Below are 12,829 nucleotides of genomic sequence, written 5' to 3'. Positions count from 1 at the left end.
TACCCTGTGGCGGGGCACGCCGCGGCTTGCGGCGCCCGCTCTCCGCTCCAGCAACGCGCGCTGGCAAGACAGACGCTCCTCGCGCAAAGTGCCCCCGCGCGGGTTGGGCGCGCCGTCAATCCAGCGACAGCTCGCGGTGCTCGCCCAGCGGCTTGGGCTGCTCGCCGGTCAACGCGGCGGTGGCCAGTTGGTAGAGCTGGGAGAGCTTGCTGTCCTTCACGTCCCAGTATTCCGCATGCTCGATGCGGACGGCCAGCAGCACCAGATTGGGGTCTGTGGGACCGTCGGGGAACCAGGCCTTGGCCAGCGGCGTCCACAGTGCTTCCTTGCGCGCGGGGTCCTCGATGAAACCGGCCGTGCCCGACAGCGACACGTAGCAGTCTTCGCCCGGGTCGGCGTAGCTCAAATGCACCTGGCTGTCGGCCTGCAGGCGGCTGTGCAACTCGCTGCCGCGCGGGATGAAGAAGAACAGTTGACTCTGCGCATCGATGTCCTTGTTCAGCGTGGTCAGCGGGTGGGCATGCAGCCGGCCGTCGGCTGCGCGGTGGGCGAGCATGGCAAAGCGGATGTCCTTGATGCGGTTCCACAGCGTGGCGTGGGGGGAATCGTCGGGCATGGACATGGGAGAACCTCCGTGGGATGTAGGTGGACGCCACGGCGCGGTGCGTCACGCATGCGCCGGGACGGGCATGCAACGCACTGTAGGGTGCGCTCGGGGTGCGCGGTGTCGGCCCCGGTCACGCCTGGATGTGCGCGCAATCCGACGCGCGGTATGAATGGGAGAAGGATGAAAAATGCCCTGTAGCGCCCGCAACAAGGGCAGGGGGAGCTACCCCATTTGCAACGCCGTTGGCGGCTGTTCGGCTGGCGCGGCCTGGCGGTGGCGCTGCAGCAGCTTGCCGATGGCAGGGCGTGCGCAGCGCTGCAACTGCATCAGCAGCGCGTGGTCCGGCCAGGCCAGGCCGAAGCGTTGGCACAGGTCACGCTGCATACAGGCCAGCAGCGCGGCGGCCATTTCCGCATCGGCCAGCGCGCGGTGGGCGCGCCCGGCGCGCGGCAGGCCGAGGTGGTCCGTGAGGCGGCCCAGGCTGTGGCTGGGCGCATCGGGGTACACGCGGCGCGACAGCAGCACGGTGCAGGCGAACGGATGGGGCGCGGCGAGCCCGGCGTGCTGCAATTCCGCCTGCCAGAACTTGCGGTCGAATGCGGCGTTGTGGGCCACCATGGGCGCGTCGCCCACAAAGCGCGCGGCCTCGCGCATCACTGCGGCGGCATCGGGGGCGGCTTCCACCATGGCATTCGTGATGCCGGTGAGTTGCGTGATGAAGGGCGGGATCCGCACGCCCGTGCGCATCAGGCTCTGGTAGCGGTCCACCACGCGGCCGCCTTCCATGAGCACGATGGCCACCTCGGTGGCGCGTGCACCCTGGGCAGGCATCATGCCGGTGGTTTCGAAATCGATGACGGCGATGGGGGCGGACGGCATGCGGGACGGCAGGAAACCGGCCCCGCGCACCCCGTGCGATAGGCACGGGCCACCGGCACCGGTGCGTAATCGTAGCCGCCACGCACGAAGCGCCGCCGCCCCCAAAAGTGGGGGTGTCGGGCCACGCGGGCCCTGCAGGCCGGGCTCAGCCCGCGCCGCCCTGGTTCTTGCTGCCGCGGCGCGACTGCGCCTGGTTGCCGCTGCCCACCTGGTCCGTGCGGTCGCTGCGGCTGTCGGGCGTGCGACGCGCCTGGTTCAGGGCCGTGGGGAGCTGGTGCCCCTGCTGGTTGTGGTCGTTGGCCACCTTGTCGGTGGCGCCCGAGTTGTCGTTGGTGCGCTTCATGGCGGGCCTTTCAGAGATCGGTCCAATCCACTCTAGGCAGCACGGCAGAACGCGGGCGTCGGCGATGGGCCTGCCCGCCTGTGGGACGCGGGCCGACAGGCGATGTGGGAAGGGGTCAATGGTCCAATCGGGTTCCAGCGCTTATCCAGCAAGCGCCAACAGCTATACCAATAGGAGCAATCGGTCACCCTGCGGCCCGGCGCGCCAGCGTGAACGGCGGCAAGCCCTGCAGCAGCCGCTGGCCGTAGCCGGTGCGCACCAGGCGCTTGTCGTAGCAATACACGTGGGCGCGGTCTTCCTCGGTGCGGATGGCGCGGCCCACCCACTGCGCCAGGCGGATGGCGGTGGCGGGCACCACCAGTTCGCTGAACGGGTCGCGTCCGGCGCCGCGCAGCCATTCGGCGCGGGCCTCGCCCACGGGGTCGTCGGGCGGGGCGAAGGGCAGCTTGGTGATGAAGAGCGATTCGCACAGCCTGCCGGGCAGGTCCAGCCCCTCGCCGAAGGACTGCATGCCGAAGATGATGGACGGCAGGCCCTCGGCCACGCGCTCGCGGTGGCGCGCCAGCAGCTGTGGGCGGGGCAGGGTGTTCTGCACCAGCACGGCGCTGCGCATGGCGGTGGGCAGCATGTCCACGGCCTGGCGCATCTGCTCGCGCGAGGTGAACAGCACCAGCGCGCCAGCCTCGACCAGGGCCAGGTCGGACAGCAGCGCGTCCACCATCTCGGCGGTGAAGGTCTGCGCATCGCGCGGCTCGGCGCGGGTCTCGGTGGCCACCAGCGTGCCCTGCAGCGCGTAGTCGAACGGGCTGGGCACGGCCAGCGTGGTCACGGCTTCGTCGCCGAACAGGCCCGATTCGCGCAGGAAGAAGTCGAACTGCCCGCAACTGGTGAGCGTGGCCGAGGTCAGCACCGCGCCGCGCACGGCGGACCACAGGTGGTTGCGCAACGTATTGCCCGGCAGCACGGGGCTGGCATGCGCGCGCACGACGATGAAGTCGCCCTCGACCTCCAGCGTGAACCACTTGGCGGCCGGCACCGCGCCCTCGGGCGCGTCCTGCAGCAGCAGCTGGGCGGCCGCGTGCACGGCCTCCAGCCGCGGCGCCAGCACGCCGATCTGCGCATACAGCTGCGACAGGCGCCGCGCCTCGTCGGGCTTGTCGCGCATTTCGCTGCGCAGGGCCTTGGAAATGGCGCGCAGGGCGTTCAGGAAGCCCTCGGCGTGGTGCGCGGCCTGGCTGAAGGGCTCCACCAACGCTTCGGGCAGCACACCGCCGGCCACGCGGGCGCGCGTGGGCAGGCTGGATGCGAACTGGCGGCGCCCCGGCACGGGCGCACGCAGTTGCTCGCCATACACGTCCATCACCAGGCGCGCCGCATCCTGCAGCGCGGCGCGCAGGCGCGCGGCGTGATTGGGGATGTCGGCGATGTCCTCGACCTCCACCAGCTGGCCGATGCGCAGCGCGCGGCTGGCCAGGCGGTCGATCCAGGTCAGGCGCGAGAGGTCGGCCTCGCAGGCGAACTGGTCGAGCGCGGTGGCGGGCAGGTGGTGGGCCTCGTCGATCACCAGCAGGCAGTTGTCCAGCTCGGGCAGCAGACGCGCGCCCAGGGACGACAGCAGCAGGTCGTGGTTGGCCACGATGACCTGCGCGGCCACGAGCTGCTTGCGCCGCTCGTAGTAGGTGCACTGGTTGAACACCGGGCAGTGCTTGCCGGTGCAGGAACTGGCCTCGGCCGCCACGGGACTCCAGGCCTCGGGCTCGGGCGGCGTAGCGAGCGTGTCGCGGTCGCCGTCCCATTCGCTGGTCGCCAGCGCGTCGGCCATGCTGGCGTAGAACTTCATGCGCGCCTCGGACTCGTGGCGCGGGCGCTTGCCGCGCTGCTCGGCCTCCTCGTCGGCGAACAGGTCGTCGTCGGGCAGGTCGCCGTCACCGCCCGGGCCGGCCGCGCCGCCGCCGGCCAGGCGCTCCAGCTTGAGCTTGCACACGTAGCGCCCGCGCCCCTTGGCCAGCGCGAACTGGAAGGGTTGCTCCATGCGTGCGGCCAGGGCCGGCAGGTCCTTGTGCACCAGCTGCTCCTGCAGCGCCACGGTGGCGGTGGAGATCAGCACCCGCGTGCCGCGCGCCAGCGCCATCGCGATCGCGGGCACGCTGTAGGCCAGCGACTTGCCCACGCCCGTGCCGGCCTGCACCACGGCAATCGCGCGCAGGGGCAGGGCATCGTCGTCCTCCAGCTTGCCCAGCTGCGCCTGGCTGAAGGTCTGGGCCACCTGCTCGGCCATGCGCCGCTGGCCCTCGCGCACGCGAAAGCCGGCCGTGGACTGGACCACCGCCTCGAACGATTGCAGGGCCTGGGCGGCCCACTCTGTGGAAGACATGGAAGGGAGATCAGGCGCGGGGCCGGCTTTGCGGGGCGTGCCACTGTAAATGCATCCAGGCATGTTAGCCGAAGCGGGCTGGGCGCCGCTCAGGGCCGGCTATACACCCCTGGCCGTGCCCTCCAGGTGATGCGTGGTCGCCCGTGCGCCCAACGCTGATGCCGTCGTCCGCCCCCGGCCTACGCGGAACCGGGCGGGGTCTGCCTAGCATGGGGCGATCTGCCTTGCAGGCAAACGAGAGGTTCCCCATGCCATCCCATCGCGATACCCCGTCCCCTTCCAATGCCCCGGGCGCCGCGCCGCCGTCGCCGGGCGAGCACACCGATGTCCACGAACAGGGCGTGGACCTGCAGACCCCGCCCCAGCAGGAACGCGCCGCCGGCACCCCCGCCGCGCCCAAGCTGCCGCACGAGCGGGACCAGTCCGTCACCATGACCGGCGGCGAGCGCCATCCCGAGGTCGAGCAAGCCCACCGCGACGTGGAACGCGGCCTGCAAGACACCGACCGTGGGCCGCCCGCCGACCGCACCTATCGCAAGCTCAAGGACTCGGAATAGCTATTAAAAAAGTAGCTGTCAGCGCTTGATAGTAAAGCGCTAGCACCTGTTTTTATTGTTCATCCGTGGGAGCGCTGCACAGCTCCACGCGCAGCCGCCGCACCTGCGCACCCGTGTACGTCTGCAAATGCGCCGTGGCCTCTGCGGCCAGCGCATCGGGCGTCGGCGCGGTGAGCAGCAGCAACTCGGGCGCTCCGCCCGGTGTGACGGGTGCCGCCCACGTGCGGCGCCGCACCGTAACGCCGTCGCGCGCCAGCGCCCGTAGCACTGCCGTTTCGCACAGGGCCGCACCGGGTAGCAGGCGCAGCAGGTGCGGCGTCTGCACTTGGGCCATCGGCAGTACGGCGGGGGCGTCGCCCGCGCGGCGGTGGGTGCCCAGTGTGGGCACGCCAGGGCCCGTGGGTGCCGGGGAAGAAACGGCCGGCAGGCGCGCCAGGTCGATCAGGTCCGCCAGCACGGCGCTCGCCGTGGGCTCGCCGCCGGCGCCCGCGCCGCTGAAAAAGGCGCTGCCGGCTGCGTCGCCGCGCACCAGCAGCCCGTTGGTCGCGCCGTCCAGCAGCGCCAGCGGGTGCCGCGCGGGCACCAGGGCCGGGTGCACGCGCAGCTGGATGGCCACGCGGCCCTCGCACTCCTGCTGCTCGGCCACGGCCAGCAGCTTGACGGCGTAGCCCAGTTGCGCGGCCGCGGCCACGTCGCCCCGCTGCAGGTCGCGGATGCCCTCGACGTGCACGGCGTCCAGCCGCACCGGCATGCCGAACGCGTTGGCGGCCAGCAGCGTCAGCTTGTGCGCGGCGTCGGTGCCGTCCACGTCGAAGGCCGGATCGGCCTCGGCATAGCCCAGTGCCTGGGCTTCGGTGAGCGCGGCGGCAAAGCCGAGGCCCGCCGCCTGCATGCGCGTGAGGATGTAGTTGCTGGTGCCGTTGAGCACGCCTGCCAGCGCGGTGATGCGGTTGGCCGCCAGCCCTTCGCGCAGCGCCTTGATCACGGGCACGCTGCCGGCCACGGCCGCTTCATAGGCCAGCACCCGGCCGTGGCGCGCGGCAGTCTGCGCCAGCGCCTCGCCGTGCGTGGCCAGCAGGGCCTTGTTGGCGGTCACCACATGCTTGCCATGCGCCAGGGCGGCCTGCACCCAGTCGCGTGCGGCGCCGGTGCCGCCGGCCAGCTCCAGCACCACGTCCACGCCGGGGTCGGTGGCCAGTTGCAGCGGGTCGGCCAGCAGGCGCACGCCGGGCGCGCCGTCCAGCGCCGCAGCGGCACGCGCAGTGTTGCGCGCGGCGACCGCGACGATCTCGATGGCGCGCCCGGCGCGTGCGTTGATGAGGTCCCGGTTGCGCCGCAGCACCCGCCACACGCCGCTGCCCACGGTGCCGGTGCCGATCATGCCCACGCGCAGGGCAGGGGGCGGGGCCGGGGCGCGGCGCGCACTGGCGTGCACCTCGGGCGAGGGGCTGAGCTGGGGTTCTACGAACATGTCTTTCTCCAAACACGGGCTGCAAAAGCCCACAAAAAAACCCAGCGGCCGGGGCTGGGTTTCGTTCGGAGGGGGAAGAAGACACCAGGGGGCCGCCGGTGCGGCCACCCTGCGCGTGCGCTAGGTCGCCGCGGTGGTCATGGTGGTAATCATTCGTGCGTTCACGCCCGATGCGCAGGCCCGCGCCGCGCCGGTGGCGGGGGTGCGTGGGTCAGAGCAAAGCAGTGTGAACAGCATGCGTGCAGTGTAGCGCAGGTGACGGTGCAGCGTGCTTTACTCTTGTTTTGATAGCTGTTAGCGCTTGATGGACAAGCGCTAGAGGCGGTTTTGGTTTGAATGCCTCGGGATGAGAATCAGCAGCCGACGGCCTGGCCGTCGCGCCGGTGGTCGGAGCCCGCGGCGTAGGCGAAGCCGGTGCCGGGCGTGGCCTCCAGCCGGCGGATGATCTGTGCGCTGCCGAATTCCAGGCTGCCGGGCGCGGCCACCTGCGGGTCGTGGCCCAGGGCGCGCAGGCCGTCGACCACGGCGGCGGGCACGGTGTGCTCCAGCGTCAGCGCGCCCGCGTCGTTGATGCGCCAGCGCGGCGCGTCGGAGCAGGCCTGGGGGTTCAGGCCCTCCACGGCCTCGCGCAGCACCATCTGCACATGGCCCTGGGCCTGCATGTTGCCGCCCATCACGCCAAAGGCCATGTGGGGCTGGCCGCCGCGCGTGACGAACGCGGGAATGATGCTGTGCATGGGCCGCTTACCGCCTGCCACCTGGTTGGGGTGGCCCGGCGTGGTGACGAAGCCCATGCCGCGGTTGTGCAGCGCGATGCCCGTGCCCGGCACCACCACGCCCGAGCCGAAGCCCTTGAAATTGGACTGGATGAACGACACCATGCGCCCCTCGCTGTCGGCCGTGCACAGGTACACCGTGCCGCCGCTGCCGGGCTGGCCGGCGGGGTACTGGCCGGCGCGCTGCGGGTCGATGAGCGCGGCGCGCTGGCGCAGGTAGGCTGGGTCCAGCAGCTGCGCGGGGGTGAGGCGCATGTGGTCCGGGTCGGCCACGTGCGCGTACAGGTCGGCAAAGGCCACGCGCATGGCCTCGATCTCCAGGTGCATGCGCGCGGCCGAGCCCGCTGCGGTGCTGCGGTAGGGCAGATGCTCCAGCAGGCCCAGCGCCATCAGCGCGGCGATGCCCTGGCCGTTGGGCGGGATCTCATGCACCGTGCGGTCGCCAAAGGGCACGCTGATGGGCTGCACCCATTCCACGGCGTGCGCGGCCAGGTCCTCCAGCGCCAGGCCTGCGCCGTGCTGGCGCGCGTAGTCGGCCATGGCCTGCGCCAGCCGGCCGCGGTAGAACGACGCGCCGCGCGTGCGGGCGATGTCCGCCAGCGTGTCCGCCTGGTCGACAAAGCGCCAGATCTCGCCCGCCTGCGGCGCGCGCCCGCCGGGCGTGAAGGCCTCGAAGCCCGGCTGGCCCTTGAGGTCGATGGCCGCTTGCGCCCACTGGCGCGCGATCACCGGGCTGACGGGAAAGCCGTCGCGCGCATGGCGGATGGCGTCGGTGAACAGGTCCTCGAAGGGCAGGGCGCCAAAGCGCTCGGACAGTGCCACCCAGCCCGCCACGCCGCCGGGCGTGGTCACCGTGTCCCAGCCGATGCGCGGCATCTGCGGCAGGTGGGCAAAGCGCTCGGCCGTCCAGGCGCGCGGCGCGCGGCCCGAGGCGTTCAGGCCGTGCAGCGCGGCGCCGTCCCACACCAGCGCGAAGGCGTCGCCGCCAATCCCGTTCATCACCGGCTCCACCACCGTGAGCGTGATGGCCGCGGCCAGGGCTGCGTCGATCGCATTGCCGCCGCGCGCAAACGCCGCCGCGCCGGCCTGCGCGGCCAGCGGCTGGGAGGTGGAGACCACGTTGCGCGCCAGCACGGGCTGGCGGCCGGAGGGGTAGGGGAGTTGCCAAGTCATGGAAGCCGATCTGGAAGGGGAAGGAATGCCGGGTCGATTGTGCCGCCGTGAAGGCGCCGCCCTACTGCGTGGAATTGCGCACCATGCGGATCGCATCGAACGGGCAGCGCAGCGCACACAGCGCGCAGCCGGTGCAACCCGGCGCGTCATGCAGCACCGAGCGTTTGGGGCCGAAGCGCTCCGGTCCCTGCACCTGCAGCGACAGCACATGCGGCGGGCACACGCCCACGCACCAGCCGCAGCCGGTGCAGCGCTGCGGGTCTATCGCGGGCAGGGCCTTGCGGGGGGCGGTCATCGGCGCAGCATGCCACGGCGGGCGCTACAGTGCGGGGCTTATGGCTGAATCCGCTGCTTCCATCACCCGCCACCTGCGCATCCACGGCCTGGTGCAGGGCGTGTACTACCGCAAATCCATGACCGAAGCCGCGCGCCGCCTGGGCGTGCAGGGCTGGGTACGCAACCGCCAGGACGGCACCGTGGAAGCGCTGGCCAGTGGCGCCGCGCCGGCCGTGCAGGCGTTGATCGACTGGGCCCACGAGGGCCCGCCCGCCGCGCGGGTGGAGCGTGTGGAGGTGGGAGAGGCGCCCGCCTGCGACGCCCAAGGGTTTGAGCAGCGCCAGACGGTTTAAGCCAAATCGGCCTCTAGCGCTTATCCAGCAAGCGCTAGCAGCTATGAAAACAGGAGCTTGCCGGCAGCGGCCGTTCCGGCTGGGCGTCAGGCGAGCTGCCGCAGCAATTCCAGGGCGCCGGCCGGCGCCCGCTCCTTGGCGCCGTTGATGAAGTACACGAATACGTCGCGCGGCTGCTCGCCGCCGGTCCAGGCGCGCACGCCGGCGGCCCATTGCGCGATGGCCTCGGGCGTGTAGCCGGTGGGGATGTCGGCTTGGCTGCGCATCAGCCGCAGGTAGGCAAAGTCGGCCTCGGCGTCGGCTATCGCGGGGAATTTCTCGGAGTCCGTGCACACCGGCACGCAGCCGTAGCGGCGTGCCAGGGCGATGAAGGCCGGCGTGGCAAAGCTCTCGTGCCGCACGTCCAGCGCATGGCGCGGGCGGCGCCCATCCACTTCGCGCGGCAGCAGCGCCAGGAAGGCCTCGAAGTCCTCGGGCTCGAACCGCTTGCTGGGCATGAACTGCCAGACGATGGGGCCGAGCTTGCCCTGCAACTGCGCAATGCCGCTGCCCACGAAGCGCGCGATCGCATCACCCGCCGTGGCCAACACCCGGCGGTGCGTCACCAGCCGGTGGGCCTTGAGCGAGAACATGAAGCCGTCCGGCGTTTCGTCGTGCCACTTGGCGAAGGTGGCGGGCCGGAAGGTGCTGTAGAACGTGCCGTTGACCTCGATGGCCGTGAGCTGGCGGCTGGCGTAATGCAGTTCCTTGGCCTGCGCCAGGCCCGGCGGGTAGAAGCTGCCGCGCCAGGGCGCGAAGGTCCAGCCGCCGATGCCGACGCGGATGTGCGGGCGGCCGGTGGCGCTGTCCACGGCAGCGCCGCTCACTGCACCAGCGTGGCGCTGAGCGTGATCTCCGGCACCGCGGCCAGCGCCTTGGACAAGGGGCAGTTGGCCTTGGCGTCGGCGGCCAGCTTCTGGAAGGTGGCCTCGTCCATACCCGGCACCTTGGCCTTCAGCGTGAGCGCGATGCGGTCGATGAGGAAACCCTCGCCCTGCTGGGTCAGACGCACGCTGGCCGTGGTGTCGACGCGCTCGGTGGCGAAGCCGGCCTTGTCCGCCGCGAACGAGAAGGCCATCGTGAAGCAGGCGGCATGCGCCGCGCCCAGGATTTCCTCGGGATTGGTGCCCTTGCGGTCGTCGCCAAAGCGGCTGGCAAAGCCATAGGGGTACTTCTGCAGCGCTTCGGTCTCGGTGCTGATCTGGCCCTGGCCGGCCTTGCCGCCGCCTTCCCAGTGAACGCTGGCCTTCTTCTCGGACATGGGAACCTCCACAGTGTGCAAAGACGCCCATCACACCACGCCGCGCGCGCGGCGCAGGTGGGCGGCCGCTGGCTTGCGGCGTGGGCCGCGTCCTACAGCGTGGTGGTCAGCCGCGGCGCTGCCGCTCGCGCGCGCCGTAGGCGCAGTAGCCGGGCTTGGGGCTTTTCTTCTGTGGATGCAGGCGGCAGGTCTCGGGCCGCTGCTCGTACACCGTGCACAGGCGCGTGGTGGCGTCCAGGAACTGGCAGTCGCCATTGGCGCGCCGCGCCAGGGTGAAGAGGGTGTTCTTGTGGTTGAAGTGGTCGATCAGCCGCGCCTTCTGCAGCCGTTTGGCGATGTGGCGGGGCTCTTCATGCTCGGCCTCGAAGGCGTCCACCAGGCCCAGGCGCACCAGGTCGGACAGGTGCACTTCCAGCGGCATGGTGCAGCAGTTGGCCGCGCAGCTCTCGCACAGGCCCGCGCGGTAGCGGGTCCAGGTGTCGACGCGGTCGACGTCGACGATGGCGATGGGGGATCTCATGGCGCGGGCGTGCAGGGCTTCGGGTCCAGCGGCCGGGCCTGCGCCGCCAGCGCATGCAGCTCGTCGCCCGTGAGACGGTAGCGGATCCATTCGCTCTGCGGGCGTGCGCCCAGGCTGTCGTACAGCGCGATGGAGGGTGTGTTCCAGTCCAGCACGCTCCACTCGAAGCGCCCGCAGTCGTGGTCCACGGCGATGCGGGCCAGTTGCCGCAGCAGCGCCATGCCTGCACCCTTGCCGCGGTGCTCTGGCGAGACGTACAGGTCTTCCAGGTACAGGCCGTGGCGGCCCTGCCAGGTAGAGTAGTTGAAGAAGTACACCGCGAAGCCCACGGCGGTGCCGCCGGCCTCGCAGATCAGGCCGTGCACCTTGGGGTTGGCGCAGAACAGCGTGCGGTGCACGTGCGCGGGCGTGGCCAGCGCCTCATGCTCCGCTTTTTCATAGATCGCCAGTTCCCGCACGAAGTGCAAGATCAGATCGGTGTCGTCAATGGTGGCGGGGCGGATGGTCAAGACGGTCATAACTGCCAACGGCTTTGGTGCAGCAGAAGTTCATTAAAAACGCAATGGTGTGGAGGGCTGCAACCGATGCATTGCTGCCGGTTGCTTTTTGATAGCCATGACCTGCCATGCAGCGGTGGTGTTCTTCACGGTAGACAATAACAACTCAAGCGCTGAAATTCCTCAAAAAATGATCGACTGGGTCCCTGTAGTCTTCATCACGTTCAAGGTGCTCGTCTTCGGCACGTGCATGTTCTTTGCCATCAAATGGCATTACGACCAGGGGAACAAAGGAGCGGACAGGCGCGCGCTGCTGCGCACGAGCGGCAAGGTCGTTGCCGTTTTCATGCTGGCGCTGCTGGCGGTGTTGCTCTTCACCTTCGGCCTTTCCAGGATGCTCGGTATGGATTTGCGCCTTCCGTGAGGGCTGCGACGGGCCTGGTCGTCTGAACTCAATCGCGATCTGGCGCGCCCAGAGGAAATAAGGGCCGGTAGGGCCTTGCCTCGCGCACTGCGCGGGCGAACGAGGGGCGATCGAGCAGACGAGCTCGATAGGCGCGAACATGAGGCAGTGACAGCGAAATCGGATGCGTCCAATCAGCGTAGAACAGTGCAGGGCCGGCAGCGCAGTCCGCGAGGGAAAAGGTTGTGCCGGCGGCCCACTTCTTGTCCGCGAGGTGTGCTTCGAGCCACGTGTAGGCGCGCTCGAGAAGTTCTTGAGCCCGGGTGTGGAAGTACTCGCGCTGCCCCGCATCGCCGGTGAGGGCGGCACTCACCGCGCCTTGCACCGGCGACATCACGTGCAGGTCGAAGAACCGGTCGAGAAAGCGCACCTCCAGGGCGGCCATGGGGTCCGTAGGGAGCAGGCTGATGGGCCCGGGATGCGTGAGTTGCAGATATTCGATGATGATGCTCGTTTCCCTGATCGCGCGATCGCCGTCCACTAGCAGCGGGAACTTCGCCATCGGCCAGCGCCGCAGCCACTCCTGCGCGTTGTGCGGGTGCTCCGCGTCGATGCATCGGAACTCGAAGGGAACATGGTTCTCGTACAGCGCGATCAGCGCCTTCTGTGTGTACGAAGAAAATGGATGGCCGTAGAGAGTGAGCGACATGGACACCGCCTTTGAGTGGTTGCATTTTGCAAGTGGTTTGACTCTATCGGAATCCACTTGCACAATGCAAGTCATTTCTAGGGGTGCGCGTGAAACAGCATGGTCGATCCGGATGCCCGATCAACCTCACGCTCGAGCAGCTGGGTGATCGCTGGAGCCTCATCGTCATCCGTGATGTGATGTTCGGGAACCGGCGTAGCTATGGGGAACTCCTGCAAAACAGCGAGGAAGGCATTGCTTCGAACATTCTTGCGGACAGGTTGAAGCGGCTCACGGCTACTGGGCTCCTGGATCGGCAGAACGACCCGAATCACCGGCAGAAGGGCATCTACAGTTTGACGGAGTCATCCATCCAGCTCGTGCCGCTGCTTGCGCATATGGCTGCATGGGGGCGGCGGCACACGCATCCGAGCAGGGAGTTATCCGTGCGCGCAGAAATCCTGGAAAAAGGCGGGCCTGCGCTGTGGGACGCGTTCATGGCCGAACTGCGTCACCTCCATCTTGGCGCGGCACCCCCGGCGCGCTCCGTGTTCGACGAACTTCAGGCCGCGTACCTGAAAGCGATCCAATCGCGTAAGAAGGCCTGAGGCC

Annotated in this window: 16 protein-coding genes; 4 read left to right on the top strand and 12 right to left on the bottom strand. The window is 69.7% G+C overall.

The features are described 5' to 3' along the window. Positions 1–115: 115 nt before the first annotated feature. The 4 genes from AC1PPL_RS09990 to dinG form a co-directional block, all read right to left on the bottom strand. Complete coding sequence (locus AC1PPL_RS09990; protein ID WP_011807235.1) at positions 116–622, bottom strand: pyridoxamine 5'-phosphate oxidase family protein; 507 nt, start codon at positions 620–622, stop codon at positions 116–118. Positions 623–829: 207 nt separating this feature from the next. Next, positions 830–1,486: a 3'-5' exonuclease gene (locus AC1PPL_RS09985; protein ID WP_011807234.1), complete on the bottom strand. Its 657-nt coding sequence runs from the start codon at positions 1,484–1,486 to the stop codon at positions 830–832. 145 nt (positions 1,487–1,631) lie between these two features. Beyond that, positions 1,632–1,829, bottom strand: a complete 198-nt coding sequence (locus AC1PPL_RS09980; RefSeq protein ID WP_479973182.1) for a hypothetical protein — start codon at positions 1,827–1,829, stop codon at positions 1,632–1,634. A gap of 184 nt (positions 1,830–2,013) precedes the next feature. Beyond that, the gene (gene dinG / locus AC1PPL_RS09975; protein WP_479973181.1) at positions 2,014–4,203 is read right to left on the bottom strand and encodes an ATP-dependent DNA helicase DinG; all 2,190 of its coding nucleotides are present in this window, start codon (positions 4,201–4,203) and stop codon (positions 2,014–2,016) included. A 248-nt stretch (positions 4,204–4,451) separates the two neighbouring features. Between dinG and AC1PPL_RS09970 the strand changes: the two genes are divergently transcribed. Continuing rightward, the gene (locus tag AC1PPL_RS09970; RefSeq protein ID WP_011807231.1) at positions 4,452–4,760 is read left to right on the top strand and encodes a hypothetical protein; all 309 of its coding nucleotides are present in this window, start codon (positions 4,452–4,454) and stop codon (positions 4,758–4,760) included. A 52-nt stretch (positions 4,761–4,812) separates the two neighbouring features. Here the strand turns inward: AC1PPL_RS09970 and AC1PPL_RS09965 are convergent, their stop codons facing one another. The 3 genes from AC1PPL_RS09965 to AC1PPL_RS09955 all read right to left on the bottom strand — a co-directional run bounded on the left by AC1PPL_RS09965 (position 4,813) and on the right by AC1PPL_RS09955 (position 8,475). After that, positions 4,813–6,231, bottom strand: a complete 1,419-nt coding sequence (locus tag AC1PPL_RS09965; protein WP_479973180.1) for a homoserine dehydrogenase — start codon at positions 6,229–6,231, stop codon at positions 4,813–4,815. A 353-nt stretch (positions 6,232–6,584) separates the two neighbouring features. Then, positions 6,585–8,180, bottom strand: a complete 1,596-nt coding sequence (locus tag AC1PPL_RS09960) for a gamma-glutamyltransferase family protein (RefSeq protein WP_479973179.1) — start codon at positions 8,178–8,180, stop codon at positions 6,585–6,587. A 61-nt stretch (positions 8,181–8,241) separates the two neighbouring features. After that, positions 8,242–8,475, bottom strand: a complete 234-nt coding sequence (locus AC1PPL_RS09955; RefSeq protein WP_011807228.1) for an ATP-binding protein — start codon at positions 8,473–8,475, stop codon at positions 8,242–8,244. A gap of 40 nt (positions 8,476–8,515) precedes the next feature. On the opposite strand from AC1PPL_RS09955, the gene AC1PPL_RS09950 reads away from it, so the two are divergent. Beyond that, positions 8,516–8,809, top strand: a complete 294-nt coding sequence (locus AC1PPL_RS09950) for an acylphosphatase (RefSeq protein WP_196994712.1) — start codon at positions 8,516–8,518, stop codon at positions 8,807–8,809. Between the two features lie 86 nt (positions 8,810–8,895). On the opposite strand, the gene AC1PPL_RS09945 is transcribed toward AC1PPL_RS09950, so the two are convergent. The 4 genes from AC1PPL_RS09945 to AC1PPL_RS09930 form a co-directional block, all read right to left on the bottom strand. Then, positions 8,896–9,675 (bottom strand): DUF72 domain-containing protein, encoded by a 780-nt coding sequence (locus tag AC1PPL_RS09945; protein WP_479973178.1) that lies wholly within the window; start codon positions 9,673–9,675, stop codon positions 8,896–8,898. Then, the gene (locus tag AC1PPL_RS09940) at positions 9,672–10,109 is read right to left on the bottom strand and encodes an OsmC family protein (protein WP_011807225.1); all 438 of its coding nucleotides are present in this window, start codon (positions 10,107–10,109) and stop codon (positions 9,672–9,674) included. The genes AC1PPL_RS09945 and AC1PPL_RS09940 overlap by 4 nt, the downstream gene beginning before the upstream one ends. A 106-nt stretch (positions 10,110–10,215) precedes the next feature. After that, a complete protein-coding gene (locus AC1PPL_RS09935; protein WP_424294741.1) occupies positions 10,216–10,629 on the bottom strand; it encodes a YkgJ family cysteine cluster protein in 414 nt (137 codons plus the stop codon). Further along, complete coding sequence (locus AC1PPL_RS09930; RefSeq protein ID WP_479973177.1) at positions 10,626–11,147, bottom strand: N-acetyltransferase family protein; 522 nt, start codon at positions 11,145–11,147, stop codon at positions 10,626–10,628. Before AC1PPL_RS09930 ends, AC1PPL_RS09935 begins: the two co-directional genes overlap by 4 nt. A 169-nt stretch (positions 11,148–11,316) precedes the next feature. On the opposite strand from AC1PPL_RS09930, the gene AC1PPL_RS09925 reads away from it, so the two are divergent. Next, on the top strand, positions 11,317–11,550 hold the full coding sequence (locus AC1PPL_RS09925) for a BPTI domain-containing protein (RefSeq protein WP_479973220.1): 234 nt from the start codon (positions 11,317–11,319) through the stop codon (positions 11,548–11,550). Positions 11,551–11,578: 28 nt separating this feature from the next. On the opposite strand, the gene AC1PPL_RS09920 is transcribed toward AC1PPL_RS09925, so the two are convergent. Next, positions 11,579–12,238, bottom strand: coding sequence for a glutathione S-transferase family protein (locus AC1PPL_RS09920; protein WP_287740129.1), 660 nt, complete (start codon positions 12,236–12,238; stop codon positions 11,579–11,581). A gap of 89 nt (positions 12,239–12,327) precedes the next feature. Between AC1PPL_RS09920 and AC1PPL_RS09915 the strand changes: the two genes are divergently transcribed. Next, a complete protein-coding gene (locus AC1PPL_RS09915; protein WP_287964224.1) occupies positions 12,328–12,825 on the top strand; it encodes a winged helix-turn-helix transcriptional regulator in 498 nt (165 codons plus the stop codon). The last annotated feature ends 4 nt before the right edge of the window (positions 12,826–12,829 follow it).

It is taken from the genome of Diaphorobacter sp. B2A2W2, from assembly GCF_056730635.1.
The sequence above is the reverse complement of the archived record's forward strand: the minus strand, read 5'-3'. Positions and strand labels throughout refer to the sequence as shown.

Bases quoted from the DNA above. Each gene is read 5' to 3' on its own strand.
- AC1PPL_RS09990 (WP_011807235.1), bottom strand. From the start codon at position 622: ATGTCCATGCCCGACGATTCCCCCCACGCCACGCTGTGGAACCGCATC.
- AC1PPL_RS09960 (WP_479973179.1), bottom strand. From the start codon at position 8,180: ATGACTTGGCAACTCCCCTACCCCTCCGGCCGCCAGCCCGTGCTGGCG.
- AC1PPL_RS09955 (WP_011807228.1), bottom strand. From the start codon at position 8,475: ATGACCGCCCCCCGCAAGGCCCTGCCCGCGATAGACCCGCAGCGCTGC.
- AC1PPL_RS09930 (WP_479973177.1), bottom strand. From the start codon at position 11,147: ATGACCGTCTTGACCATCCGCCCCGCCACCATTGACGACACCGATCTG.
- AC1PPL_RS09935 (WP_424294741.1), bottom strand. From the start codon at position 10,629: ATGAGATCCCCCATCGCCATCGTCGACGTCGACCGCGTCGACACCTGG.
- AC1PPL_RS09985 (WP_011807234.1), bottom strand. From the start codon at position 1,486: ATGCCGTCCGCCCCCATCGCCGTCATCGATTTCGAAACCACCGGCATG.
- AC1PPL_RS09920 (WP_287740129.1), bottom strand. From the start codon at position 12,238: ATGTCGCTCACTCTCTACGGCCATCCATTTTCTTCGTACACACAGAAG.
- AC1PPL_RS09925 (WP_479973220.1), top strand. From the start codon at position 11,317: ATGATCGACTGGGTCCCTGTAGTCTTCATCACGTTCAAGGTGCTCGTC.
- AC1PPL_RS09950 (WP_196994712.1), top strand. From the start codon at position 8,516: ATGGCTGAATCCGCTGCTTCCATCACCCGCCACCTGCGCATCCACGGC.
- AC1PPL_RS09980 (WP_479973182.1), bottom strand. From the start codon at position 1,829: ATGAAGCGCACCAACGACAACTCGGGCGCCACCGACAAGGTGGCCAAC.
- AC1PPL_RS09970 (WP_011807231.1), top strand. From the start codon at position 4,452: ATGCCATCCCATCGCGATACCCCGTCCCCTTCCAATGCCCCGGGCGCC.
- dinG (WP_479973181.1), bottom strand. From the start codon at position 4,203: ATGTCTTCCACAGAGTGGGCCGCCCAGGCCCTGCAATCGTTCGAGGCG.
- AC1PPL_RS09940 (WP_011807225.1), bottom strand. From the start codon at position 10,109: ATGTCCGAGAAGAAGGCCAGCGTTCACTGGGAAGGCGGCGGCAAGGCC.
- AC1PPL_RS09965 (WP_479973180.1), bottom strand. From the start codon at position 6,231: ATGTTCGTAGAACCCCAGCTCAGCCCCTCGCCCGAGGTGCACGCCAGT.